27 protein-coding genes are annotated in these 23,615 nt (G+C 63.6%); 23 read left to right on the top strand and 4 right to left on the bottom strand.

Annotated features, from left to right (window positions below):
* Positions 1–132 precede the first annotated feature (132 nt).
* The 7 genes from GYH34_RS08275 (at position 133) to GYH34_RS08245 (ending at position 7,560) form a co-directional block, all read left to right on the top strand.
* On the top strand, positions 133–1,608 hold the full coding sequence (locus GYH34_RS08275) for an MFS transporter (RefSeq protein WP_161913163.1): 1,476 nt from the start codon (positions 133–135) through the stop codon (positions 1,606–1,608).
* 734 nt (positions 1,609–2,342) lie between these two features.
* Positions 2,343–3,122: an SRPBCC family protein gene (locus GYH34_RS08270; protein WP_244635320.1), complete on the top strand. Its 780-nt coding sequence runs from the start codon at positions 2,343–2,345 to the stop codon at positions 3,120–3,122.
* Entirely contained in the window at positions 3,122–3,649 is a 528-nt protein-coding gene (locus GYH34_RS08265; RefSeq protein WP_174242382.1) for an aromatic-ring-hydroxylating dioxygenase subunit beta, read from the top strand. Before GYH34_RS08270 ends, GYH34_RS08265 begins: the two co-directional genes overlap by 1 nt.
* A 20-nt stretch (positions 3,650–3,669) precedes the next feature.
* Positions 3,670–4,518: a class I SAM-dependent methyltransferase gene (locus GYH34_RS08260; protein ID WP_161913161.1), complete on the top strand. Its 849-nt coding sequence runs from the start codon at positions 3,670–3,672 to the stop codon at positions 4,516–4,518.
* A gap of 110 nt (positions 4,519–4,628) precedes the next feature.
* On the top strand, positions 4,629–5,714 hold the full coding sequence (gene aroC / locus GYH34_RS08255) for a chorismate synthase (RefSeq protein ID WP_161913160.1): 1,086 nt from the start codon (positions 4,629–4,631) through the stop codon (positions 5,712–5,714).
* A 276-nt stretch (positions 5,715–5,990) separates the two neighbouring features.
* Positions 5,991–6,449: a MerR family transcriptional regulator gene (locus GYH34_RS08250; protein WP_161913159.1), complete on the top strand. Its 459-nt coding sequence runs from the start codon at positions 5,991–5,993 to the stop codon at positions 6,447–6,449.
* The gene (locus tag GYH34_RS08245; protein ID WP_161913158.1) at positions 6,373–7,560 is read left to right on the top strand and encodes an MFS transporter; all 1,188 of its coding nucleotides are present in this window, start codon (positions 6,373–6,375) and stop codon (positions 7,558–7,560) included. Before GYH34_RS08250 ends, GYH34_RS08245 begins: the two co-directional genes overlap by 77 nt.
* A gap of 462 nt (positions 7,561–8,022) precedes the next feature.
* Here the strand turns inward: GYH34_RS08245 and GYH34_RS08240 are convergent, their stop codons facing one another.
* Positions 8,023–8,796, bottom strand: a complete 774-nt coding sequence (locus GYH34_RS08240) for a site-specific integrase (RefSeq protein ID WP_244635319.1) — start codon at positions 8,794–8,796, stop codon at positions 8,023–8,025.
* Between the two features lie 395 nt (positions 8,797–9,191).
* Between GYH34_RS08240 and dusA the strand changes: the two genes are divergently transcribed.
* Positions 9,192–10,205 (top strand): tRNA dihydrouridine(20/20a) synthase DusA, encoded by a 1,014-nt coding sequence (gene dusA / locus GYH34_RS08235; protein ID WP_161913156.1) that lies wholly within the window; start codon positions 9,192–9,194, stop codon positions 10,203–10,205.
* Between the two features lie 7 nt (positions 10,206–10,212).
* Here the strand turns inward: dusA and cobS are convergent, their stop codons facing one another.
* Positions 10,213–10,983, bottom strand: a complete 771-nt coding sequence (gene cobS, locus GYH34_RS08230) for an adenosylcobinamide-GDP ribazoletransferase (RefSeq protein ID WP_161913155.1) — start codon at positions 10,981–10,983, stop codon at positions 10,213–10,215.
* Positions 10,984–11,297: 314 nt separating this feature from the next.
* Here cobS and GYH34_RS08225 point away from each other — a divergent pair, with 314 nt between their 5' ends.
* Positions 11,298–12,284: a stomatin-like protein gene (locus GYH34_RS08225; protein WP_161913154.1), complete on the top strand. Its 987-nt coding sequence runs from the start codon at positions 11,298–11,300 to the stop codon at positions 12,282–12,284.
* 28 nt (positions 12,285–12,312) lie between these two features.
* The gene (locus GYH34_RS08220; protein ID WP_161913153.1) at positions 12,313–12,801 is read left to right on the top strand and encodes an NfeD family protein; all 489 of its coding nucleotides are present in this window, start codon (positions 12,313–12,315) and stop codon (positions 12,799–12,801) included.
* A gap of 148 nt (positions 12,802–12,949) precedes the next feature.
* On the opposite strand, the gene GYH34_RS08215 is transcribed toward GYH34_RS08220, so the two are convergent.
* A complete protein-coding gene (locus GYH34_RS08215; protein ID WP_161913152.1) occupies positions 12,950–13,207 on the bottom strand; it encodes a hypothetical protein in 258 nt (85 codons plus the stop codon).
* Positions 13,208–13,376: 169 nt separating this feature from the next.
* Here GYH34_RS08215 and GYH34_RS08210 point away from each other — a divergent pair, with 169 nt between their 5' ends.
* The 7 genes from GYH34_RS08210 (at position 13,377) to GYH34_RS08180 (ending at position 19,671) form a co-directional block, all read left to right on the top strand.
* Positions 13,377–14,075 carry a phosphatidylserine decarboxylase gene (locus GYH34_RS08210; RefSeq protein ID WP_161913151.1) on the top strand — a complete coding sequence of 233 codons (699 nt, stop codon included), beginning with the start codon at positions 13,377–13,379 and terminating at the stop codon, positions 14,073–14,075.
* Positions 14,076–14,102: 27 nt separating this feature from the next.
* Complete coding sequence (gene pssA / locus GYH34_RS08205) at positions 14,103–14,954, top strand: CDP-diacylglycerol--serine O-phosphatidyltransferase (RefSeq protein ID WP_018264639.1); 852 nt, start codon at positions 14,103–14,105, stop codon at positions 14,952–14,954.
* 225 nt (positions 14,955–15,179) lie between these two features.
* Positions 15,180–16,109 (top strand): pyrroloquinoline quinone biosynthesis protein PqqB, encoded by a 930-nt coding sequence (gene pqqB / locus GYH34_RS08200; protein ID WP_161913150.1) that lies wholly within the window; start codon positions 15,180–15,182, stop codon positions 16,107–16,109.
* A complete protein-coding gene (gene pqqC / locus GYH34_RS08195) occupies positions 16,106–16,864 on the top strand; it encodes a pyrroloquinoline-quinone synthase PqqC (protein WP_161913149.1) in 759 nt (252 codons plus the stop codon). The genes pqqB and pqqC overlap by 4 nt, the downstream gene beginning before the upstream one ends.
* Positions 16,865–16,876: 12 nt before the next feature.
* Positions 16,877–17,683, top strand: coding sequence for a nucleotidyltransferase domain-containing protein (locus GYH34_RS08190; protein WP_161913148.1), 807 nt, complete (start codon positions 16,877–16,879; stop codon positions 17,681–17,683).
* 43 nt (positions 17,684–17,726) lie between these two features.
* On the top strand, positions 17,727–19,199 hold the full coding sequence (gene pqqE / locus GYH34_RS08185) for a pyrroloquinoline quinone biosynthesis protein PqqE (RefSeq protein WP_161913147.1): 1,473 nt from the start codon (positions 17,727–17,729) through the stop codon (positions 19,197–19,199).
* Positions 19,200–19,305: 106 nt separating this feature from the next.
* Positions 19,306–19,671 carry a hypothetical protein gene (locus GYH34_RS08180; RefSeq protein ID WP_161913146.1) on the top strand — a complete coding sequence of 122 codons (366 nt, stop codon included), beginning with the start codon at positions 19,306–19,308 and terminating at the stop codon, positions 19,669–19,671.
* 8 nt (positions 19,672–19,679) lie between these two features.
* On the opposite strand, the gene GYH34_RS08175 is transcribed toward GYH34_RS08180, so the two are convergent.
* Positions 19,680–19,925, bottom strand: a complete 246-nt coding sequence (locus GYH34_RS08175) for an acyl carrier protein (protein ID WP_161913145.1) — start codon at positions 19,923–19,925, stop codon at positions 19,680–19,682.
* A gap of 371 nt (positions 19,926–20,296) precedes the next feature.
* Between GYH34_RS08175 and GYH34_RS08170 the strand changes: the two genes are divergently transcribed.
* From GYH34_RS08170 to GYH34_RS08145, 6 genes are all read left to right on the top strand, one after another.
* Positions 20,297–20,506 carry a cold-shock protein gene (locus GYH34_RS08170; RefSeq protein ID WP_018264633.1) on the top strand — a complete coding sequence of 70 codons (210 nt, stop codon included), beginning with the start codon at positions 20,297–20,299 and terminating at the stop codon, positions 20,504–20,506.
* Positions 20,507–20,629: 123 nt separating this feature from the next.
* Positions 20,630–21,352: a hypothetical protein gene (locus GYH34_RS08165; protein WP_161913144.1), complete on the top strand. Its 723-nt coding sequence runs from the start codon at positions 20,630–20,632 to the stop codon at positions 21,350–21,352.
* A 55-nt stretch (positions 21,353–21,407) separates the two neighbouring features.
* Positions 21,408–22,016, top strand: coding sequence for a malonic semialdehyde reductase (locus GYH34_RS08160; protein ID WP_161913143.1), 609 nt, complete (start codon positions 21,408–21,410; stop codon positions 22,014–22,016).
* Positions 22,017–22,047: 31 nt separating this feature from the next.
* Positions 22,048–22,449 carry a DoxX family protein gene (locus GYH34_RS08155; protein ID WP_161913142.1) on the top strand — a complete coding sequence of 134 codons (402 nt, stop codon included), beginning with the start codon at positions 22,048–22,050 and terminating at the stop codon, positions 22,447–22,449.
* 285 nt (positions 22,450–22,734) lie between these two features.
* On the top strand, positions 22,735–23,076 hold the full coding sequence (locus GYH34_RS08150) for a septal ring lytic transglycosylase RlpA family protein (protein ID WP_161913141.1): 342 nt from the start codon (positions 22,735–22,737) through the stop codon (positions 23,074–23,076).
* 252 nt (positions 23,077–23,328) lie between these two features.
* Complete coding sequence (locus tag GYH34_RS08145; protein ID WP_018264629.1) at positions 23,329–23,604, top strand: DUF1153 domain-containing protein; 276 nt, start codon at positions 23,329–23,331, stop codon at positions 23,602–23,604.
* Positions 23,605–23,615 lie beyond the last annotated feature (11 nt).

Genomic DNA, 23,615 nt, shown 5'->3' with positions numbered 1-23,615 from the left:
ATCTTCCGAGCGATAGACGCATTAGCGGGAGCGATCTCACGCATAAACGAAACGAGCATTGCCAAACGCGACCGCGATCGGCATTGCTAGGAACGGCGCTTTTGCCCATCCCCTGTCGAGTTATCCGGCGAAATGTCGCTCGAGCAACAGAGCCGCAGCAATGGAGTTGTCGTCGCTCACGCGCGGTGGCGTTGGTTCCGCTTCGCGGTGCTGCTCACGGGCGTTTTTCTGTCGCCACTCGATTTTTTTATCGTCAATATCGCGCTTCCGGCGATCAAGGAGGAGTTCGGCGCGACGCCCGCCGATTTGCAACTCGTTGTCTCAGGCTACATGACCACCTATGCCGTCTTCCTTATCACAGGCGGGAGGCTCGGAGACATTTTCGGACGTCGGACCGTCTTTTTGGCGGGACTCGCCTGCTTTGCCGGCGCATCGGCGATATGCGGTTCGGCCCCCAGTTCCAGCATTCTCGTAGCGGGCAGAATTCTCCAAGGATTCGGCGCCGCGCTGATGGTTCCCCAAGGGCTCGCGTCCATCAATTTGATTTTCGCGCCGGAAGAAAAATCGTTCGCGCTGGGTCTTTATGGAGCGACGCTTGGACTTGCCGCGGCGAGCGGACAAATCCTGGGCGGCTTCCTGGTGTCGGCCGATGTCTTCGGTCTCGGCTGGCGGATCGTCTTTCTCGTCAATCTGCCGATCGCAGCGGCCGTTCTCATTTCGGGGCTTCTCTTGCCCGAGGCCTCTAATCCACATCGACCGCGGCTCGACATTTTCGGCGTCCTGCTTTCTGCGCTGACGCTCGCTCTCGTCGTCACGCCGCTGATCGAAGGTCGTGAACGAGGCTGGCCGCTCTGGTCTCTGCTATTACTGATGGCGGCGCCGATCGCCGGATCGCTGTTCCTGCGAAATGAGGAGCGACTCCTGCGAGATGGAGGAACTCCGCTTTTCGATCCGCGCGTCATGGAATTGCCCGGCTTCGGCCTGGGGTTGCTGGCGGCCCTCTTCTTCTACGCCATCGGCTCGTTTTTCCTTATTTTTTCGATTTATCTGCAAGCTGCGCTCGGAGAATCTCCGAGAGACGTGGCGCTCGTCTTTCTCCCATTCGGCGTCGGCTCTTTTCTTGCTCCGCTGCTCAACCCCTATGCCGGTCGGACGCTCGGCCCGCGAACGGCTCTCGTAGGAATCGCTGTCGAGACGATTGGTATGCTGGGCCTAGCGTTCGTCGTTTGGAATTGGCGAACCGACCAGTCGCTCGATCACGCGCTTCGCGGCCTTGCACTGTTCGCGATCGGCTTTGGGCAAGGGACAGCGTTGCCGAGCCTCGTTCGCGCCATTATCGGCAAAGTCGACACGGCATGGTCTGGGCTCGTATCCGGCATCATCAACACGACCTTGCAGATCAGCTCCGCATTGAGCATCGCCATCGTCGGCGGATTGTTTTTTTCGATCGCCGGTCATGAGCCCATCGCTGAGAATATCTCGTTCGCATTGGTGGTGTCCTTGATCGCTATTTCGGGTTGCCTCGTCATTGCCGCGCTCGCAACCGTCGCTCTCACGCAAACAAGGCTCGTCGAACTCGGCACGACGCCCAGCAAGAAAATCCGCTAGTGCGCGCCGGCTGAAAGGCCTTATTCTTTGTGAGGCGCAAACATAGAATAATACATGCTTCCAGCTTGTCGATATGACATTGCGGAATTACGAGTCATTTCAATTGTTATCTCCATATATTGTTATGTGTCGTATAATAAAATACTATATTGCTATTTTTGCGATCGTAATATTTATTTAGTTGTCGAGCTTTATTGTTGCTCGGTTATGGATGCGGCTACAAGAATAGAGGCTCGCCCTGGCATCGTTCTCGGGAGACTCGAATGACGACGCGGCAATTCGTCGAGACAGACAATAGGAATTTTTTTCGGGTGCATCGGCAAGTCTATGTATGTGAGGATACTTGGCGCCGGGAGCTGACGCGAATATTCGATAAATGCTGGTTGTATGCCGGTCATGCGAGCGAGTTGGAAAAGCCCGGCGACTTTCTCACGCGGAAGATCGGCGGTCGCCCCGTCATCTTGGTCAGGGACGTAGCTTCCGAGACGCCGCGCGCGTTCTTGAACGCCTGCGCGCACCGCGGCGCCGTCGTCTGCACGGACGCGAAAGGAACCGCCAATCGATTTGCATGTCCCTATCACGGCTGGATGTACGATACGTCGGGCACGCTCACCGGCGTGCCGGGAAGGTCCGCGTATGGACGCGTCGGCGAAGGGCTGCCCGAGCCTTCCTTGCCGCAAATCAAGCTCGATGATTATCGCGGCTTTCTATTCATCAACTTCGGCGAACCGTCGGTGAGCCTCGCCTCCTATCTCGGGGGCGCGAAGGAATACATAGACCTCGTTTGCGATCAGTCCGAAGGATCCGTCGAAGTTCTGCCCGAACATCTTCATCACTCCATCCGAGCCAATTGGAAGCTCCTCGCTGAAAACGGCGTCGACGCCTATCATCTGCCATTTGCGCACAAACGATTTCTCGAGCTTCTCGATTCGCTCGGAACCGATCCGAACTCGCACAAGCGCAGCGGCGTCGGCTATGCTCTCGGCGGCGGACATGGCGTCATAAAGAGCGGTCCGCCTTCGACTGGACGGCCCATCGCTTATTGGAGCCCGCTATTCCCAGCCGACATGAAAGCAGCGATCGATAAAAAGTTCGACGATCTCGTCGCTCGTGTCGGACGAGGACGCGCGGAGGACATGGCTCATACCAACCGCAGCCTCTTCGTTTTTCCAAATCTGGTCATCAACGACATACTCGGCTTGAACATACGGACTTTTTTCCCGACGTCTCCCGACGAGGTCGAAGTGACCGTCTGGGGCGCCGGATTTTCGAATGACACGCCGGAAGAAAGAGCCATGCGCGTCAGCGCGCTGATATCCTTTATCGGGCCAGGCGGTTTCGGAACGCCCGACGACGTCGAAATTCTGGAATCCTGCCAGCGGTCGTATGCACATGCGGGCATCGGCTACAGCGACTTCTCGCGTGGCATGAGCGTCGGCACGACAAATCATACAGATGAAGAGCAGAACCGAGCCTTCTGGCGCGAATGGGCCAATTATGTGGAGCAGCCGTAATGACAGCAACATTCGTCGTTCCCTATATGAGCGCCGTCCCGATTGTTCCGGATATCGTAAGCCGCATCACCTCCTTTCTCGCCTTGGAAGCGGACCTTCTCGATGATTGGCGCCTCGAAGACTGGTTCGAGCTTTTCGAACCGGACGGGCGCTACATCGTCGCTCCATTGCAGCGCCCCGCCGAAAGCGCGCCTGAGCGAGCTCTCTGCCTGATTTTGGACGACTATGACCGACTGCGGGCGCGCGTTCGGCATTTCGCGGGCGCGTCGACTTGGATGGAACAACCGCGCTCGCGTACGCGCCGCTTGGTGTCCAACGTACGATTTTTGGCGCCTCCGACGGAAGAGATCGTCGTGAGAGTGAATTTCGTCGTCTATCAATTTCGAAATCACGAATCCTGGGAATTCGTCGGCAGCGCGAAATATCGACTCGTTCCGCATGAGGCCGAGTTTCGAATCCGCGAGCGATCGGTGCAATTGGACCATGAGTCGATTTCGAAGCAAAGACGCATCAGCATCATCATCTGAGACCTTTCACGGTGAAAACCATGCAGAACCACGACGGCTATTCGAAGAGTGAAAGCGAAGCCTATATCCACGATGTCGGCTACGCCGATCGAGAGCGCTTGGAGATATTGACCGAGCTATACGATCCCGCGAGTCGAGACTTCATCTCGAGCCAGCTTCCTGACAATACTCGGTCCGTGTTGGAAATCGGATGCGGGCATGGCCAAATGGCGTTCTGGTTCACCGATCAAGTCAGGTCGCGCAACGGAGCTGTAGTGGCGATAGACGAGTCGCAAGCTCAGATCGACGTCTGTCTCCAAAGACGGGAGGAGCGCGGGATCGACAATATTCGCTTCATCCGCCATGACATGACATCCACGCTGGACATCGGAGAAGCGTTCGACGTCGTCTACTGTCGCTTCGTTCTCGCGCATATCACGAATTGGACGACATTTTTCGAAAACGTCTTAGCGCTGTGTAAGGACAACGGCTCGATTATCATCGAGGAGCCGACGACACGGCGCTTTTCGATTCCGCATCATCCCTCCGTCCCCCGTTCGGTCGAGCTGCTCGAAAGGCTGGGCGAGAGAATAAATGTCAAATTCAATTGTGCGGAGCCACTTTGGACATATGTGCAGAACATCGACGTCGACATCGAAGCGGCGCAGTTCACGCAACCGGCGCTCAGGACTCCGCGTCAAAAGAGCCTGATCTGGCGTTCGTTCGTTCAGATTCGTGATCGGCTGCAAGAATTCGGGCTCGCGACCAGTCCAGAAATAGAAGCGCTTTACCGCGATCTTCGGAATGTCGCAGAGGACGACGGCTACCTACTGGAAGGCGTTCGTATTTTTCACCTGCATTTGAGAAAGCGCCCTCCGGTGCGAAACTAAACGGCCCCAGTTCGGATCGTGGAGCTGCGCGGCGGGGCGTCTCTTCATGCTTCGACCACGTGGCGGAAGCGGCGACGAGATCGAGTCTGCGCTAGAACGCTGAGGTCTGCATGTCTCATAATTGTTTCGGCCACCTCTTCCGCGTCACGACATTCGGCGAGAGTCATGGGCCGGCGCTCGGCGCAGTGGTCGACGGTTGTCCGCCGGGAATTGAGCTGACGGCGGCGGAGATTCAACATGCGCTCGAGAGACGTCGACCCGGCCAATCGCGATTTACCACGCAACGGCGGGAGCCGGATGACGTGGAAATTCTCTCCGGTGTCTTCACGGACGGAAACGGCCGGCAAGTGACGACGGGCACGCCGATCGCTCTGATGATCGACAACACCGATCAGCGCACAAAAGACTATAACGAGATCGCGAACAAATTCCGTCCGGGTCATGCAGACTATGCCTATGATGCGAAATACGGAATTCGTGACTATCGCGGTGGCGGACGCGCATCGGCGCGGGAGACGGCCGCGCGCGTTGCAGCGGGCGCGGTCGCCCGCAAAGTCGTCGCGGGTGTATCGATTCGTGGAGCGCTCGTGCAGATCGGCGCGGATAGAATCGATCGCGAGCGCTTCGATTGGAGCGAGGTGGAGAGAAATTCGCTATTTTGCCCGGATCCACGAGCAGCGCGGCGTTGGGAGGATTATCTCGACGAGGCGCGAAGAGCGGGCTCGTCCGTCGGCGCCGTGATCGAGGTGATTGCGGAAGGCGTTCCTGCAGGCTGGGGCGCGCCGATCTATGGTAAGCTCGACGCCGAGCTCGCGAGCGCCCTCATGTCGATCAATGCTGTCAAGGGAGTTGAAATCGGGGCGGGCTTTGCGGCCGCGGAACTCTCGGGTGAAGCCAACGCCGACGAAATGCGTTCGGGCAATGACGGGAGAGCGATCTTTCTCTCCAATCGCGCCGGCGGCGTGCTCGGCGGCATTTCGACCGGGCAGACGATCGTGGCGCGTTTCGCGGTCAAACCGACGTCGTCGATCCTCACGCCGCGGCTGACGATCGACAGCCTCGGAGGAGACACGGAAATCGTCACGAAAGGCAGGCACGATCCCTGCGTCGGCATTCGCGCCGTGCCGGTCGGCGAAGCAATGATGGCGATCGTGCTCGCCGATCAGTTTCTGCGGCATCGTGGCCAAGTCGGATAGCGTCGTAAGCGCTGGGAGCTCGGTGTCACGCGGCCAGCCGGCATATATCGACAGACAGCCACGAAGCCACCCTCTCGCGAGCCGCGCCGGCGGAGGCGCAAGTCCGGTCGATGGCGAGGCAAAAAGCTTAATCGATGACGACGTGCGGGGCCGTGACGCCGTGGTCGGCGATCGCTGCGCGCTGCGGCGCAGCGCTTCTCCGTCGTGCGGTAAATCTCACTTTCGTGCTGACCCTGACATTGATGTCAGGGGCTAGACCATGCGGCAGGAGGGCGGATGAAGATCGGAGACGTTGCAAAAAGGACTGGGGCGAGCGTGCGCTCCATCCGTCATTACGAGAAGGTCGGCCTGATCCGCGCCACCCGCGAGGAGAACGGCTACCGCGATTTCGACGAGGTCGACGTGGCTTTCGTGCGCCGCATCGGCCGGATGATCCGGCTCGGCTTCACCACAGACGAAATCGCGACATTTCTCAACTGCATCGTCGACGATCCCGCCGCAGTCACCGCCTGTCCGAAGGTGGCCGCTGCGCATCGGTTGAAGCTCGAGGCGATCGAACGGCAAATGGCCGATCTCGAAACGCGCCGCCAGAAGCTTCTTGTCACCCTGAAGACTGCCTCCAGCCAGGACGACATCAACGTATCGGAATCGCCTGTCCATGCCGAATCCAACCCCATCGCCCTCGCTTATCCTCGCCACCCTGGCGCTCGCCGTCTATTTCGTCGGCGCGGTTGAATTCATGCTCGCGCCGATGCTGACGCCGTTGGCGTCGGCCTTTGCCGCGAAGCCTGCTGATATCGCCTGGCTCGTCTCTGCCTACGCGGTGTCCTATGCCGTACTCGCCCCGCTCATCGGCCTCCTCAGCGATCGGATCGGTCGGCGGCGTTTGTTGTTGCCAGCGCTGGCGCTTTTTGCCGCTGATGCGTTGGCTGTCGCCTTCGCGCCCTCGCTCTCCTTCGCGATCGTCGCGCGTGTGCTCGGCGGCGCAGCGGGAGCGGCGCTCACGCCGACCGCCTTTGCCCTGATTTCCGAGACCGTTCCCGAAGACCGTCAGGCCGGAGCCATGGGGCTCGTCCTCTTTGGCTTGACCCTCGGCATCGCCACGGGGCCGACCGTCGCGGGGCTCTTGACCGACGCCTACGATTGGCGCGCGCCGTTCATCGCCGTCGCCTGTGGTTGCATCGCCGTCCTCATCGTGGGGGCGCGCATTTTGCCGCCATCCATCGCGCGGCAGAGTCGCCCGCTCAAAGCGTCGGCCGCCCGATTGCTCGACGGCGCGATCCTCAGGCCAAACCTTTCCAAGGGTTTATGGCTCGGCGCGACGATCGCCGGGTATCTGATCTCCGGCGAGGTTCTGCGTAGCCGCTACGGTCTTTCCACCGGCGTCATCGGCCTTTCGGTCGCTGCCTTCGGTTTCGGGCTCGCCGCAGGCAACCTAGCCGTCGGGCGGCTGACAGCCTGGGCCGGACGGCCCGAGACTGTGCTGGTTTTCGCCATCGGCCTCATCTTCTTTACGCAGAGCGCGTTCCTGGCGACCGAGTCGAGTCGCGTATCGGCAATTATCCTTCTGGCTCTTTGGGGATTTGCCTCGGGTCTCGCCGCCCCGGCCAACACCGCCGTTCAGGCGAGCCGAGCTGGGTCTGACGCGGGCTTTGTATTGGCGTCATCGGAATCGATGAACAATGGCGCCCTTCTCGTTCTGGCGCCAGTCGTCGCGAGCTGGATCGGACGGGCCGACACCGTCAACGCGGCGATCCTGCTCGGCGCCTGCACGTTCGCGGCGCTCGGCGTAAATCTCCTCGATCGGCAATCGCTCCCGAAAATCCTTCCCGGCGAGACTGCCTAGCATTATTCGGCATGCCCCGCCGCGTTTCGATTGCACGATGGCGCTGGTGTTGGGGGACGCGCGACTGCCCTTTCAGCAGATAGGGACATGAAAATCGCACTCGCTATAGACTGTAGAAGGCCCACACGTCTAGTTTTAGGCGAAAAACCGTCAGCTCCTGGCGCATTGCTGCGGCAGCTACAATGGCAACGGCATGCCTATGCGTAGTGGTTCCTTTCACGACGGCCTGGCCGACTTCTTCGACTAGATCAATCGATCACGCCATTTTCGGCAACCCCTCGCCGCTGGCTCTTCTCGATAACCGCATATCGGCTCCAGAAGCTCGGCGGGCTTCCCCCTTGCTGGCGCCTTGCTACGATTTTTCTACTTCTAATAAGTAGTTGTAATTAGGCCATAAAACATGGCTGCAATCCGCGACTGAAAATCCGGGCGTTGGTTCCCACAGCCCATCGCGCACGGATTTCACGCCGCCACACCACTCTTCCGGGCATGCAACTGCTCGGGTTTGAGATGCGTATATCGTCGAAGCATCTTCCAGTCTCGATGCCCCGTGACGAGCGCCACTTGCTCGATCGAAAAGCCCGCCTCGAAGAGGCAGCTCGCGCCTTCATGCCGTAAATCGTGAAAATGAAGGTCGGAAATCTTGAGGGCGCGACATGTCCGACGAAACGCCGTCCCTACCGACCGGCTGTTATACGGAAAAATTCGACCCTTGCTGCTTTTCGAGGCTTCCTTCTGCTCGTGAACGAGAGCGCATGCGTCATAGCCGCTCACGTCGAGAAGCGGAATCTTCTGATTGTTTCCCGACTTCCGGCGCGGGTCTTTCCGATCTTTGATGAGAAGCATCTTATGGTCGGGATCGAAATCCTTCCATGCGACGCGGCAAATTTCATCGAGCCGCATCGCAGTCGCGATCGCGAAGCGCACGATCCTTCCCAACGGAATTGTCAGCTTCGGCGTCAAATCGGCTCGTGCGATAATGCGATCGATTTCGTCCGGCGTCGGCCGGCGATCACGTTCGTTTCCTTTCCCGACCAATCCCAGACGGTTCAGCGCGATGCGCGCGAGATCGGTCGGCTCCGTCGAAAGCTGGATGCCGTGAACCGCCGCTGCGTGCGACAGGATCGTTTTGACATAGCCGAGGTCGATGCCGAGCGTGACGGGACCGGCTCCTTCCTTCGCTCTATCGCGACCGAATTGGATGAGGCGCTCTCGATCCAGCTCTGAAATCTTCAATCGTCCAAGGCGACGCTCGAGGAATGTAAGGCTAGCGGCCTTCGACCGGCCGATCCGCTTTCCGACTTCCGCGAGATCGTCCCTATGGAGCCGAACGAGGTCTCCGAATGTTCGCGCCTCCTTCCGCGCGCGCCTCGACGGCGACTCGCCACGGTCGATCCGGCGCTCTATGTCGAGCGCCCACTCCTCCGCGTCGCGCCGGCGGAGAAACGTCTCGTTGACGTAATTCCCCTTGCGTCGAACTTGAGCTCGCCAGGAGCGGGATTTGAACCTCGTGAAGGTCGCCATTTCGTGTGCGCTCTGTGTGCACCGAGAAGTCGAAAAGGAGCGAAAAGTGTCGTATCGAGGCGTAACCGGAGAGTGCACACGCCCCGACCTATGGCCTTGAGACTAAAATGAAATCGCTTACAAATCAAGACATTAGATTCTCTACCGCGCCTATGATGGACTGGACGGATCGTCACTGCCGGTTCTTCCATCGGCTTATGTCGCGCCGCGCGCGGCTCTATACGGAGATGCTGACGACCGGCGCCGTGATCTTCGGCGACCGCGATCGGCTGCTCGGCTTCGATGCGGCGGAGCGGCCGCTGGCGCTGCAGCTCGGCGGCTCCGATCCGGGCGAGTTGGGCAAGGCCGCGCGCATCGCCGAGCCCTATGGGTTCGACGAGATCAATCTCAATGTCGGCTGCCCGTCCGATCGCGTGCAGAACGGCGCTTTCGGTGCCTGTCTCATGCTGCGGCCCGATCTCGTCGCCGATTGCGTGAAGGCGATGAAGGATGCGGTCGCGCTTCCCGTCACCGTCAAATGCCGCATCGGCGTCGACGATCAGGAGCCGAGAGCCGCGCTGTTCGACCTCGCCGAGCGCGCCGTCGGCGCCGGCTGCGACGCGCTCGTCGTCCACGCCCGCAAGGCTTGGCTCTCCGGCCTCTCGCCCAAGGAGAATCGCGACGTTCCGCCGCTCGACTACGGCCTCGTCTATGAGCTGAAGCGCGCCTATCCGAGCCTGCCGATCGCGATCAACGGCGGCATTGCGACGCTCGAGGACATGCGCGCGCATCTCGCCCATGTCGATGGCGTCATGATCGGCCGCGCGGCCTATCACGAGCCGGAGCTTCTGCTTCGCGTCGACCCAGAGCTGTTCGGCGAGGCGGCTCCGCTCGCGGACGGCTTTGCGGCGGTGGATGCCTTCATTCCCTATATCGAGGCGCAGCTGCAACGTGGCGAGCGCCTCTCCAACATGACGCGGCATATGCTCGGCCTCTTCGCCGGCAGGCCCGGCGCGCGCGCCTTCCGCCGGCGCCTCGCGAGCGAAGCGGTGCAGCCCGGCGCCGGCGTCGAGACGCTGCGCTCCGCCGTCGGCGAGGTGCGGCGCGCGACGGCGCGCATGGCGGAGGCGGCGAGCGCCTGACGCCTTCTCAGCCGCTCGAAAATACGAGCAGCGCCGCGATCTCCGCCGCCTGCTGCGCGCCGCCCAGCACATCGCCCGTGAGGCCGCCGATCTGCCGCTCGGCGAGCTTGGCCGTCGCATAGGCCGCGGCGACGGACAGCGCGCCGGCGAGCACAGCCGCGATCGGCGAGACGCCGAGCGCGATCGGCAGAATAGAGAAGGCGCTCGCCAGCAGCGCCGCCGTCTGCAGCGCTTCCTTGAACGGCCGCATGGCGGCGTGGCCGGCCCCGTCCGCGCGCGCGGGCGCGAGGATCATGATCGGCAGCAGCCCGGCGGTGCGCGAGAGCGACGCCGCGAAAATGAGAATGGCGGCCGCCTCGAAGACTCCGCGCTGCGCGATCGTCGTCAGCGCGCCGAGGCGCAGCGCCAGCGAGAGCGTCAGCGCGAGGGCGCCATAGGAGCCCAGCCGGCTGTCGCGCATAATCTCGAGCTTCTCCTCCCGCGTCGCGCCGCCGCCGAAGCCATCGGCGAGATCGGCGAGCCCGTCCTCATGCAATGCGCCGGTGATGACGACCAGCGCCGCCAGCGCCAGCGTGGCGGCGAGAAAAGGCGGCAGGCCGAGCGCATGGGCGGCGAGCAGCGTCCAGGCCGGCGCGAGCGCGACCAGCGCGCCGGCGAGCGGCAGCGCCCGCACGGCGGTGCGGAAGTCCGGCATCTCATGCCCCCGCGGCGCCGGAACCGGCAGGCGGGAGTAGAAGCGCAGGCAGGCGAGGAAGTCGTCGACGAAGGGGCGGAACATGCGCCCCCTCATGAAGCCAAAGAGGCGATTTGTCGAGAAGGGAGGATTTCGCCTCTCTTCGCGACGCGGCGCACGCGCCCGTGATAGTCTCGCCGCGGCGGCATGTCGGCACGCTCCTGCGATCGGATGTGCGCCGACGCACGGCAAATTGCGCGGGGGCGGCTAGTGGTCTGCGTCAGATGGAATTGACGCGTCTCGAGACGCGAGCCCGAAGCTCGCTCATTTGAAGCCCATCGGTTCCGATGAAGCGGACGACTAGATATCCGAGCCTCCGCACACACGCGATTTCGAAGATGATACAAAGGAAAATCCCCATGGGCCTACCCCTCCTGCTCGCCGGCGCCGTCGCGCTCGCTCTGCTCGTTTTCGATCGCAATCTCGGGCTCGGCCTGCCGCTCGGCCTCCTCCATAGCCCGCTTTTCTGGCTCGCCTATGTCGTCGCGCTCACGCTCGCGACAATGGTGCGCTTCGTGCGCCAGCAGACCGTGCTCGTCATCGAGCGGCTCGGCCGCTACAATCGCACGCTGGGCGCCGGCATAAATTTCGTCTGGCCGATCGTCGAGCGCGCCGCCTACACATTCGACCTGCGCGAGCAGGTGATCGACGTGCCCGAGCAGGACGCCATCACCAAGGACAATGCCACGGTGACGATCGACGGCGTGCTCTATTACAAAATCGTCAACGCCAAGGACGCCGCCTATGGCGCGCAGGACATCAGCCGCGCCATCATCAATCTGGCGCAGACCAGCATGCGCTCGGCGATCGGCTCCATGGAGCTGGACAAGACGTTCGAGAACAGAAGCGAGATCAACGAGCGCGTCGTGCGCGCGGTCTCGGACGCCGCGCAGCTCTGGGGCGCGCATGTGACGCGCTACGAGATCAAGGACATAAAGATGCCCGAGTCGCTGCGCCAATCGATGGAGCGGCAGATGAAGGCCGAGCGCGACAAGCGCGCCGCCGTGCTGGAGTCGGAGGGCGTGAAGCAGTCCGAGATCAACCGCGCCGAGGGCGAGAAGCAGGCCGCCATTCTACGCGCCGAGGGCCAGGCGCGCGCCATCGAGCTCGTGCGCAAGCAGATCACGGAACAGGGCGGCGATCAGGCCGTGCAGCTCGAAGTGGCGAAATCCGCCATCGAGCAATATGGCCGCCTCGCCAAGACCGGCACGTCTCTCGTGCTGATGGGCGAGGGCGCCGATCCGGCTGGCTGGATCGCCAGGGCCATGGCGGTGCTGAAGTCGGTGAACGCCGGCGCCGCTCCGCAGACCCAGAGCCGCGCGCAGCCTTGGCAGAAGAGCGAGTGAAAGCGGAAACCAGCAAAAGGCATTCGCGATGGAGCTGATTTACGATCCCGCCACGCTCGCCCTCGTCGTCGGCCTCGCGCTGCTCGGCCTCGATATCGCCGTGATCGGCCTGTCGCCGCTGATGTTCTTCGCCATCGGCGCGCTGGCGACGAGCGCCCTGCTCTTTCTCACCGGCTTTCGGCCGTCTCTGCTGGAGACCGCCGCGCTCGCCGCGACGCTGAGCCTCGCCATCGCGCTCCTCGGGCGCAAGCCGCTGCAGCGCTTCCAGAATGCGGACGTGCAGGAGGACACGAGCAGCGACCTCATCGGCCGCGAGCTGACGACGACGCATGAGGTGACGAAATCGAGCGGCGTCGTCTATTGGTCCGGCGTCGAATGGCGCGCCCGCCTCGCCGCGGAATCGCGCGCCGACAGGCTTGTCCCCGGCGCGCGGGCGCGGGTGACGGCGATCGACAATCTCGAGCTGGTGCTGACGCCGGCCGCGCCGGAGCGAGAGCAGAGCGAGCAGCGAGCCTGAAGGCTCGCGGTCCAAGCGCGCGTCCCCTGACCACTGGCCTTCGGGCTCTCTCTTTTTAGGCCCCCTCGAGCGGCCGCCCGGCTCGGCGGCTTCGCCTACTGGGCGACGCGCAGGTTGCGGGGGAGGGCGGCCGCCCTCCCCGCTTCGATCAGTTCAGCGTCTTGCCGCCGGCGGCCTTGCAGGCGTCCTCGGACTCGACGAACACCCAGCCCTTGCCCTGGCAGGCGTTCATGCCCTTGCAGGCGTTCTTGGGGCTGTGGCAGTCGCTCTTGCCCTTGCAGGCGTTGGCGCCGATGCACTGCACCTTGCCGGGCGTCGCCGCCATGGCCGTCGTCACTGCGCCGGCGAGCGCGAGAGAGACGGCCGCTATGGCCAGGGCCGTTCCGTTGCGAATATTGTCTTTCATGTTTCCTCCCCGAGGGGTGTCGGCCTCTTTGGGCTTCGACCGCGCCTATCTGTCGTGAATCCGCCGCAGGGGCAAGGGCGCAGGCGCCCCGCCCGCGTGACTTTCGCGCCGCAAAATGGCAGAACTCGCCTCGCCTGCGGCGACGGGCCGCATTCGGAGCCTCTCATCCATGTCGATCCTCGAATCGGTCCGCAAATCGCTCGTCCCGATCCATCCCGAAGGCTACATCTTCATCGCCGCCTTCGCCATCGCCGCCCTGCTGCTGCATTGGATTTCCTCGACGCTCGGCTGGGTGGGCTTCATCGCCACCGCCTGGTGCGTCTATTTCTTCCGCGATCCGCAACGCCTCACGCCTTTGCGCGAGGGGCTCGTCGTGTCGCCGGCGGATGGCGTCGTCTGCTCCATCGGCTTCTTCCTGCCGCCGGCCGAGCTCGGCCTCGGCGCGGAGCCGATGCAGCGCGTCTCCATCTTCATGAGCGTCTTCGACGTGCATGTGAACCGCGCCCCCATCACCGGCCGCATCAGCAAGGTCGCCTATAAGCCCGGCATCTTCCTCAACGCCGATCTCGACAAGGCGAGCGAGGACAATGAGCGCAACGGCATCGTCATCGACGCGCCGTCTGGCCGCTATGGCGTGGTGCAGATCGCGGGCCTGGTGGCGCGGCGCATCGTCTGCTTCGTGCAGGGTGGCGAGCCGATCGGCGTCGGCGACCGTTTCGGCCTCATCCGTTTCGGCTCGCGCGTCGACGTCTATATGCCGACCGCCGCCAAGCCCCGCGTCGCCGTGGGCTCGCGCGCGATAGCGGGCGAGACGATCCTCGCCGATGTGATCTCCACCGCCGCCCCTCTGAGCTTCAAGGCCGGCTGAGCCGTCGCCGCGACAAAGGCCTCTCCGATGACCGAACCTTCGTCCTTCGACGCCGGCCCCGAGGGCCGGGACGCGCAATTGTCGCCCTCGGAACGGCGCCGGCTGCGCTTTCGCAACATTCCGATCCGCGTGGTGCTGCCTAATCTGGTCACGCTTCTGGCGCTCTCCATGGGCCTCACCGCGATCCGCTACGCCACGGAAGGCAAGTTCGACACGGCCGTGACCGCCGTCATCGCCGCCGCCGTGCTGGACGGGCTCGACGGCCGCATCGCGCGCGCGCTCAAAGGCACGTCGCGCTTCGGCGCGGAGCTCGACTCGCTCGCGGATTTCGTCGATTTCGGCGTCGCGCCGGCGCTTCTGCTCTATCTCTGGTCGCTTCACGAGATCAAAGGGCTCGGCTGGTTCGCGGCGCTCGTCTTCGCCATCGCCGGCGCGCTGCGCCTCGCCCGCTTCAACGTCACCGTGGACGATCCGGGACGCCCGGCCTGGCATTCGGATTTCTTCGTCGGCATGCCGGCGCCCGCCGGCGCCGTGACCGTGCTGCTGCCGCTCTATCTCAACCTCTCGGTGGTCGATCTGCCCGGCTCCAAGGCGCTGGTTCCGCTCTTCATCATCTATGTGCTGGCCATCGCCTTTCTGATGGCGAGCCGCATTCCGCATCTCTCCGGCAAGCGCATCGGCCGCATCCCGCGCGAATATGTCATTCTCGTGCTGTTCTGCGTCGGCGTGACCGCGCTGCTGCTCGCCATCTATCCGATGGAGACCCTGGTGCTGGCGAGCCTCGCCTATCTCGCCGCCATCCCCTTCGGCGTGAAGCGCTACAAGGAGCTGGAGCGGCAGGAGGCGGAGAGAGCGGCGGAGAAGGCGCGGCCGGCCTGACGCGGCGGCTCGAGCGGCGCGACAAAGTGGCGCTTGCGCGCCGCCGCGCGCGCCGACATAGTGCCCGTGAAAACAAGCCGTCCATGGCCGAACGCCATGGGAAAAAGCGGCAAAATCGGGAGGGGAGCGAAACAGCGCTTCGAGGAGAGGCGGTTTCGCTCTAGAACGTCGGCTCGAGAGGAGAGACTGCGCCTTACAAAAAACGGCGCCGTCGCGGATCGCGTCATGTTCATCAAAATACTCGGATCGGGCGCCGGCGGCGGCTTCCCGCAATGGAACTGCAATTGCGCCAATTGCCGCGCCGTGCGCGAGGGCAAGCCGGGCTTTTCGGCGCGCACGCAATCCTCGCTCGCGGTCAGCGCCAATGGCGTCGATTTCGTGCTGCTCAACGCCTCGCCGGATTTGCGCCAGCAGATCGCGCATGCGCCGCAGCTCTCGCCCGGCCCGCAGGATGGATTGCGCGCGAGCCCGATCAAATCCGTCGTGCTGACCAATGGCGACGTCGACCATGTCGCCGGACTCTTGAATTTGCGCGAGGCGCAGGCCTTCTCCATCTATTCCTCGGGGCGCATTTTGAATGTGCTCGCCGGCAATCGCATCTTCGATATTCTGGTCCCCGAGCTGGTGACGCGCGTCGAATTTCCCTTCGACGAGGCGATCCCGCTGCATGGCGCCGGCGTCGATCTCGGCCTCGCGGTGAAGGCGTTTCCGGTGCATGGCAAGATTGCGCTCTGGCTCGAGGACAAGAGCGTCGCGGGTTTCGGCACGCAAGTGGGCGACACGCTCGGCGTCGAGATCATCGAGACGGCGACGGGCAAGAGCTGCTTCTATATTCCCGGCTGCGCGAACATCGACGAGCCGCTGAAGGAGCGCCTGCGCGGCGCCAGCCTCGTCTTCTTCGACGGAACTTTGTTCCATGAGAATGAGATGATCGAGCAAGGCTTGCTCGGCAAGACCGGCTCACGCATGGGCCATGTCAATATGAGCGGCGATGACGGCTCGATGAAAGCCTTCGCGGATCTGTCCGTCGCGCGCAAAATCTATGTGCACATCAACAACTCCAATCCGACGCTCGACGCCTCCTCCAAGGAACGCGCGATCGTGAATGCGGCCGGATGGGAGATCGGCGCGGACGGCATGGAGGTGACGCTATGAACGACTTCTCGACGGCCGAGTGGCACGACGCTCCTCCCTTGTCGAAGGAGGCGTTCGAAGCGGCGATCCGCGCTGTCGGCGAGGAGCGCTATCACGACAAGCATCCCTTCCATAAGATGCTGCATGGCGGAAAGCTGAGCAAAGGCCAAGTGCAGGCCTGGGCGCTCAATCGCTATTGCTATCAGGAGGCGGTGCCGCGCAAGGACGCCGCCTTCATGAGCCGTGTCCACGACCGCGAATTACGGCGCGAATGGATTCATCGCATCCACGATCATGACGGATTGGGCGAGGAAGGCGGCGGCATAGAGCGCTGGCTCGTGCTCACCGACGGGCTCGGCCTCTCGCGCGACTACGTCACCTCGCGCAAGGGCGCGCTGCCGGCGACGAAATTCGCCGTGGAAGCCTATGTGCGCTTCGTCGTCGAGCAGCCGCTCGTCATCGCGGTGGCGTCCTCGCTGACGGAGTTGTTCGCGCCGGCGATCCATCGCGAGCGCATCGCCGGAATGCTCGAGAATTACGATTTCGTCGACGATTCCGTGATGGCCTATTTCAAGCGCCGCCTCGCCCAGGCGCCGCGCGACAGCGATTTCGCATTGTCGTATATTCTCCAGCACGCCTATACGCGGGCGGAGCAGGAAGCCTGCGTCGGCGCGGTACGCTTCAAATGCGACGTGCTCTGGGCGCAGCTCGACGCGCTGCACCAGGCCTATGTGACCGGCCTCATCCCGCCGGGCGCGTTCACTCCGCAGACATGACGAAGGATCGAGTTGGACCCGGCGATCGTCGAAAAAATTCAGCAGCGACTCGACGATCTGCGCATCGTCGAGCGGGTTGCTGTTCCCTTGGCGGTGGAGAGCGGCAGTCGGGCTTGGGGATTTCCCTCTCCCGACAGCGATTATGATTGCCGTTTCATCTATATTCGTCGCTCGGCGGACTATCTATCGCCTTGGCGCAAGCGCGATGTGATCGAAACGCCGCTCGACGAAATCTTCGACGTGAACGGATGGGATCTCGGAAAGGCCCTACAGCTTCTGCTCAAGGGCAACGCCGTCGTCATCGAATGGCTCACCTCGCCGATCGGCTACCGCCGTGATCAGGAATTCGCCGATGCATTTCTGGCGCTCGCGCGCGAGACCGTCGATCGAGAGCGCATCGCCTATCATTACCTGCACCTCGGCGAACGCCATCGTCGCGCCTATTTCAGCGACGACAAGAATGTGCGCCGCAAGAAGCTGTTTTACGCTCTGCGCCCGGCGGCCGCGCTCCGCTGGTTGCGCCTTTACCCGAATGAACGGATAGCGCCGATGCAATTCCAAGAGTTGATGGCGCAATGCGATCCGCCGGCCGACGTCGCTGCCATTGTGGAAACTCTGCTCGCGGAGAAGTCGCGATCGAGCGAGATGGGAACCGGCCCGGTCGACCCCGTGCTCGCAGCGTTTATCGACGCGGAATTCGCCTCCGCTCGAAACTCGCTGCGACCGACAGAACGCCGGATCGAGCGCGAGGCGATCGAGCGGGCGGAAGCCTTTTTTCTTGCGGCTCTACGCCGTCACGCTCCAGATGGGGTGATGTGAGGTTCGCTGCGAATATGCTAAAAGGATGCGCAAAAGGAACGCCATGACCGACGTCCGCACCCGCTGGCTGATAACCGCCGACTCTCGCCCGGCATTCACGCGCTATTCGCGCCTGCACGAGGATGTCGTGCGCAAGCGCAAGGTGATCCTCGCGCCGGAACGCGCCTATGAGCTGGACCCGATCGGCCTCGCCGTGCTCGGCCATGTCGACGGCCTCGCCAGCGTCGCGGAAATCTCGCAGCGTCTCGCGCAAACTTATTCGGCGCCCGTCGATGTGATCCAGACGGATGTGGTCAAGCTGCTGCAAGGCCTCGCCGACAAGCGCCTGCTGCGCGACGGACCGGACGCATTTTCGCCCCCTCCCCTGTCGCAGACGGCGAAATCCTATGCGCCCTTCGAGCGCGGCCCGGCGGGCCTGCTCGCCGAGCTGACGCATCGCTGTCCGCTGCAATGCCCCTATTGCTCCAATCCGCTCGATCTCGAGCGCGCCAATACGGAGCTGACCTCCGGCGAATGGGGCGACGTGTTTCGGCAGGCCGCCTCCATCGGCGCGCTGCAATTGCATCTCTCGGGCGGCGAGCCGACCATTCGCCGCGATCTCGAGGAGATTCTCGCCCACGCCGTCGACGCCGGCCTCTACACAAATCTCGTGACCTCCGCCGTGCTGCTGACGCGCGAGCGTCTGGCGCATCTCGCCGAGATCGGCCTCGATCATGTGCAGGTCTCGGTGCAGGATGTGGTCCCCGAAAGCTCGGACCATATTTCCGGCTATGAGGGCGGCGTCGCCAAGAAGCGCGATGTCGCGCGCTGGGCGCGGGAATTGGGCCTCGGGCTCACCATCAATGCGCCGATCCATCGCCAGAACATCGACCATTTGCCGCAGATCATCGATTTCGCGGCAGAGGTCGGGGCGCAGCGGCTCGAGGTGGCGCATATTCAATATTACGCCTGGGCGGAGGTGAACCGCGCCGCGCTGATCCCGACGCGCGAGAAATTCCTCGCCACTGTCGGCATTGTGGAAGAGGCGAAGAAGCGCCTGCAGGGCGTGCTCAATTTCGATTTCGTGATCCACGATCATTACGCCTCGCGCCCCAAGGCCTGCACGGGCGGCTGGGGCCGCAGCATCATGGTGGTGACGCCCTCCGGCAAGGCGCTGCCCTGCCACGCCGCGCAGACGCTGCCGGGCCTCTCCTTCGATAATGTGCGCCAGCGCCCTCTCGGCGACATTTGGCGCAATGGAGCGGCCTTCGAGGCCTTTCGCGGCGAGGATTGGATGCAGGAGCCCTGCCGCAGCTGCGACAAGCGCGGGGTCGATTATGGCGGCTGCCGCTGCCAGGCGCTGGCCGTCACCGGCGACGCGGCGGCGACCGACCCCGCCTGCCATCGCTCGGCCCATCACGAGGAATTCGCCGCGCTCGGGCAGAACGAGTCGCTTCTGCCGGCGCCGCCTTTCGTCTATCGCCGCCTCGGCGGGGCGGACCGCAAGGAGAAGGCGCTGGACGAGCAGCCGGCCTGAGCCGCCGGTCACTCCCTGCTAATCATGTCCCACGCTCGCGCTGGAGGGACGAGGACGGCGCTCCATTTGACCCTTTCGGCCGGTTTTGCGGCCAAGGGGGTCCAAAATGTCACGAGCAGATTTGGGCGCGCGTCAGATCGGCGCGCTTTTCGTCGCCTTTTCGGCGCTGGTCGTCTTCACCATTGTGGCGCTGATGGAGCGCGCCTGCGCCGCGCCGCCGCCGGCCTATCGCATTCCGCTCTTCGCCCAATGCGGGCTCGAGGGGCTGACGCCCGAGCCGGGGACGGAGAAGCTGGCCGCGCGCGCGACGCGCGAGGGACGTTCCGCCGCCTTCCAGAGCTGGGCGGCCTCGACGCGGCCAGTGACGCCGGCGCTGCTGGCTTTCGCGCCGCAGCAGAACGCCTTTCCAGCGGCGCTCTCGGCCGCAGCCGATCGCAAGGCGCGCTATTGCCCTTCGGGCGCGCGCCTATAAACGCCGGCTCAGGCCGCCTTGCGCTCCAGCGCATGCAGGCAGGAGACGATGGCGGCGATGGAGGCGAAATTGCGACGGCGAAGCATATGCTCCGGGAATTGGACGCCATAGGCGTCCTCGAGCGCGAGCATGATTCTGACCGCCGCGAATGAGGTGAGGCCGAGCTCATAGAGGTCGGCGTCGGCCGCTATGTCGCAGGCGGGCGCGGGCAGGCGTCCATTCTCGTCGATCGCTTGCCGAACGAGGTCGATCACTTTTGCTCTCCGCTTCTGGCTGCGCGCGGGGGCCTCCCCCCGCCGTCGCAGGTCACGATCATTCAGCGACAATTCGACGCGATGATCGTAAATCCAACGCTAAGATCGCGCCGTCTCGATGAATGTGGCGTGAACCAGGCGCCTCCTCCAATTGTGTAGGTTAGGAAATCCTTTCTTTTTCGGGAATTACTTATGGCCTATAGCGTGATCCGCCATTGCCCGGGGCGGTTCGGCCCTCTATGTTCCCGAGCATCGATTTTCGGCCGGCGACTTGGGCGCGCTTCGGAGACGGAGCCGCTGACGACCTCTCCCTACATCGATCGACCCGGCCCCGCGCAGGCGGGCCTTCTCCTCTATGTCTGGAGAGACAAATGGCGACTGGAACGGTTAAGTGGTTCAATGCCCAGAAGGGCTATGGCTTCATCCAGCCGGATGGCGACGACAAGGACGTGTTCGTCCACATCAGCGCGGTGGAGCGCGCCGGCCTGCGCGATCTGCGCGAGGGCCAGAAGGTGAGCTTCGAGATCGCGCAGGATCGCCGCACCGGCAAGTCCTCGGCGGACCAGCTCAAGGCGCTCTGAGCCTTTGATCTGAACCTTGGAACGAGAGGGTCGCCGCTCAGCGGCGGCCCTTTTGCGTTGTGCAGGGCTCTTGTCTCGAGGCGTTCTTGTCTCGAGCCCCGCGCCTTTGCTACAGTCGCGTTCATGCGCCTCGCGCCCTCGTCCCGCAGTCTCGCCGCCTTGCTCGCGGCCGCGTTGTTCGCCGCTCCCGGGGCGCTCGCCGCCGGGGCGGAGCGTCCGCTCACCGAGCAGCAATATCTCGACATTCCCGGCATCGGCCGCGTGCCGATCCCGCTGCCGCCGGGCGCACGCGTGTTCTCGCCGCAGCGTCGGCCCACCGCCCCGGTCGAGCCAGAGCTCGCGCCCGAGCGGGCGCCGCAGACGGCGCGCGACTCGCTCGACGATCTCATCCGCCGCCTCTCCCTCGCCGAGAGCGAGGAGGAGGAGAGCGCCCTCGCCCAGGCGATCGGCCGGCTATGGGCGCGCTCCGCCTCCCCCACCGTCGATCTCTTGATGCGCCGCGCGCTCGTCGCTGTCGGCATAGGCGCGGATTCGCTGGCGCTCGATCTCTTCGACCGCATCGTCATCCTCGAGCCGGAATGGGCGGAGGCGCTGGTCGGCCGCGCCAATGTCCGCATCGCGCTCGGCGATCTCGACGGGGCGGAGCGCGATCTCGAGTCCGCCCTGCGGCTGGAGCCGCGCCGTTTCGACGCGCTCGGCGCATTGGGCGCGCTGCGCGAGCGGGCCGGCGCCGCGGCGCGCGCGCTCGAGGCCTATCGCCGCGCCCGCGCGCTCGATCCGCGCCGCGAGGAATGGCGCAAGGCGGAGGAGCGGCTGCGATTGGAAGTCGAGGGCCGGGACATCTGAGTGGCGCGCGCGTTCTCCCGCGAGCCGCGATGCGAGCGAGCCGAGGAGCGATGATATGGCGCAAAACGACATTTCGCAGGAAACTCTGAGCGCCGAGGCGCTCGCGCAGCTTTTTACCGAAGCGCGCACCCACAATGGCTGGGCCGATCGCGAGGTCCCCGACGCCTTGCTCCAACAGGCGGTGCGGCTCGCGCTATGGGGGCCGACCAGCGCCAATTGCCTGCCGGCGCGCTTCCTCTTCATCCGCTCGGCGGAGGCCAAGGCGCGGCTGGCGCCGGCGCTGTCCCCCGGCAATCTCGACAAGACGCTCGCCGCGCCGGCGACGGCGATCGTCGCCCATGACACGCAATTCTACGAGCATCTGCCGCGCCTCTATCCCGCGACCGACGCGCGCGCCTGGTTCGTCGGCAACGCCCCGCTCGTCGAGACGACCGCCTTTCGCAATGGCACGCTGCAGGGCGCCTATTTCCTGCTGGCGCTGCGCGCCGTCGGGCTCGACGCCGGGCCGATGAGCGGCTTCGACAATGCGAAGGTGGACGCCGAATTCTTCCCCGGCGGGACGGTGAAGTCCAATTTCCTCATCAACATCGGCTATGGCGATCCGGCGAAACTCTATCCGCGGGGTCCGCGTTTCGCCTTCGAGGAGGTCGCCTCGATCCTCTGAGGCGCGATCCTCGACAACTGAGGAAACGCCCATGGCTTCTCTGGTTTCGCCGGGCCGCGCGCAGGCGCTGCTGGGCCTTTTGCGCATTCTCGCCGCGCTGCTGTTCCTTCAGCACGGGACGGCCAAGCTCTTCGGCTTTCCGCACGTGGCCATGTTCGACGGGCTGAAGCTCGTCTCCCTGCTCGGCCTCGCCGGGGCGATCGAGATACTCGGCGGCCTGCTGATGCTTGTCGGCCTCTTCACCCGGCCGACGGCCATCGTGCTCGCGGCGGAAATGATTGTCGCCTATGTCGTCGGCCACGCCGCCCGCGGCGCTCTGCCCATCCACAATGGCGGCGAGCTGGCGCTCGTCTATGCCGTCGTCTTCGCGCTTTTCGTGCTGGCCGGCCCCGGCCGCTTCGCCCTGGATCGATCCGTTCATGAGGAGGCTTGACAGCCAGGCGACAGATTCTCGCAGCCTGTGTCATTTCGGTCACAGAAAAGTAATTATGTGACAAATATATTTCAAAATACATAAACGTTTATTTGAGGCTTTAGTATAGATTACATCGAAATATTGATGCGGCATACTTGGCGCTCTGGCGCGGAACTAGGCAAAATCCGGTGCTGGCGCTCTCGCCACTATTTGATCACAACTCACCCTTACCGCGGGTCTACTCGACAGTCTCGGCCACGCTCGGTCGACTTTCGGGAGAGAAACGGCAAGGGGGATAGCGCATTGAAACAATGGATCATCGGAGCGGCGATTTTTGCAGGTTCGACAGCGGCGGCGGCGGGCCAATCCTGGGTGGGAAAGGCCTCCTACTACGGCTATCATGGCCGGACGGCGAGCGGGGGCCATGTGGGGGCGCTGACGGCGGCCCATCGCAGCCTTCCTTTCGGCTCGCGCGCGCGCGTGACCAATCTCGGCAATGGCCGTTCGGTGGTCGTCACGATCAATGATCGCGGTCCCTTCGTGCATGGACGGGTGATCGACGTCTCCGCTCATGCGGCGGACAGCCTCGGCTTCCGTTCGGCGGGCGTCGCCCGTGTGAAGGTGGAGCGGGTCGCCGGCGAGTAGCTTCGGCCCCGCGCAGCGTCGCCGTCGCTCCAGGCGGGAAATCCCGAGCTATAGACGCGCTATCGCTCGGGATTTCCGATCGCTCGCCGCGCGATCGTCTGGAGCGACGCCGTCCCTGCCGCCGACCGTGAGCTATGGTAAACGGCGATTTCTCAATTGGCCGCAAACACAGGAGTTTGGCTTAGGCAAATGTTAAATCGCCTCGCCTATAGAAGGACGGTCGAGTGATCGTGAGAGTATGCGAGTAACAAAATGACCGAGACGCATCGTCCGCGTGTCAAATATGTCATCGGCCCCGATGGCAGCCCATTGACCGTCGCGGATCTGCCGCCGCCCACGACCAAGCGTTGGGTTATACGCCGCAAGGCCGAAGTGGTCGCGGCGGTGCGCGGCGGGCTCCTCTCCCTCGAGGAGGCTTGCACCCGCTACACGCTGACGGTGGACGAGTTTCTGAGCTGGCAGATGTCGATCGACCAGCACGGTCTCGCCGGATTGCGGACGACCCGCCTTCAGCAATATCGCATGTGATTTCGGCGCCC

Origin of the sequence: Methylosinus sp. C49, assembly GCF_009936375.1 — a bacterium.
Lineage (GTDB): Bacteria > Pseudomonadota > Alphaproteobacteria > Rhizobiales > Beijerinckiaceae > Methylosinus.
This window is presented reverse-complemented; position numbering and strand designations above follow the sequence as displayed.

Coding starts and splice junctions, on each gene's coding strand:
- GYH34_RS08215 (WP_161913152.1), bottom strand. CDS start 13,207: ATGAAAGACAATATTCGCAACGGAACGGCCCTGGCCATAGCGGCCGTC.
- GYH34_RS08160 (WP_161913143.1), top strand. CDS start 21,408: ATGGCGCAAAACGACATTTCGCAGGAAACTCTGAGCGCCGAGGCGCTC.
- GYH34_RS08265 (WP_174242382.1), top strand. CDS start 3,122: ATGACAGCAACATTCGTCGTTCCCTATATGAGCGCCGTCCCGATTGTT.
- GYH34_RS08260 (WP_161913161.1), top strand. CDS start 3,670: ATGCAGAACCACGACGGCTATTCGAAGAGTGAAAGCGAAGCCTATATC.
- GYH34_RS08180 (WP_161913146.1), top strand. CDS start 19,306: ATGTCACGAGCAGATTTGGGCGCGCGTCAGATCGGCGCGCTTTTCGTC.
- GYH34_RS08225 (WP_161913154.1), top strand. CDS start 11,298: ATGGGCCTACCCCTCCTGCTCGCCGGCGCCGTCGCGCTCGCTCTGCTC.
- GYH34_RS08145 (WP_018264629.1), top strand. CDS start 23,329: ATGACCGAGACGCATCGTCCGCGTGTCAAATATGTCATCGGCCCCGAT.
- GYH34_RS08220 (WP_161913153.1), top strand. CDS start 12,313: ATGGAGCTGATTTACGATCCCGCCACGCTCGCCCTCGTCGTCGGCCTC.
- pqqE (WP_161913147.1), top strand. CDS start 17,727: ATGACCGACGTCCGCACCCGCTGGCTGATAACCGCCGACTCTCGCCCG.
- GYH34_RS08170 (WP_018264633.1), top strand. CDS start 20,297: ATGGCGACTGGAACGGTTAAGTGGTTCAATGCCCAGAAGGGCTATGGC.
- GYH34_RS08155 (WP_161913142.1), top strand. CDS start 22,048: ATGGCTTCTCTGGTTTCGCCGGGCCGCGCGCAGGCGCTGCTGGGCCTT.
- pqqB (WP_161913150.1), top strand. CDS start 15,180: ATGTTCATCAAAATACTCGGATCGGGCGCCGGCGGCGGCTTCCCGCAA.
- GYH34_RS08245 (WP_161913158.1), top strand. CDS start 6,373: ATGCCGAATCCAACCCCATCGCCCTCGCTTATCCTCGCCACCCTGGCG.
- pssA (WP_018264639.1), top strand. CDS start 14,103: ATGACCGAACCTTCGTCCTTCGACGCCGGCCCCGAGGGCCGGGACGCG.
- aroC (WP_161913160.1), top strand. CDS start 4,629: ATGTCTCATAATTGTTTCGGCCACCTCTTCCGCGTCACGACATTCGGC.
- GYH34_RS08165 (WP_161913144.1), top strand. CDS start 20,630: ATGCGCCTCGCGCCCTCGTCCCGCAGTCTCGCCGCCTTGCTCGCGGCC.
- GYH34_RS08210 (WP_161913151.1), top strand. CDS start 13,377: ATGTCGATCCTCGAATCGGTCCGCAAATCGCTCGTCCCGATCCATCCC.
- pqqC (WP_161913149.1), top strand. CDS start 16,106: ATGAACGACTTCTCGACGGCCGAGTGGCACGACGCTCCTCCCTTGTCG.
- dusA (WP_161913156.1), top strand. CDS start 9,192: ATGAAATCGCTTACAAATCAAGACATTAGATTCTCTACCGCGCCTATG.
- GYH34_RS08250 (WP_161913159.1), top strand. CDS start 5,991: ATGAAGATCGGAGACGTTGCAAAAAGGACTGGGGCGAGCGTGCGCTCC.
- GYH34_RS08275 (WP_161913163.1), top strand. CDS start 133: ATGTCGCTCGAGCAACAGAGCCGCAGCAATGGAGTTGTCGTCGCTCAC.
- cobS (WP_161913155.1), bottom strand. CDS start 10,983: ATGTTCCGCCCCTTCGTCGACGACTTCCTCGCCTGCCTGCGCTTCTAC.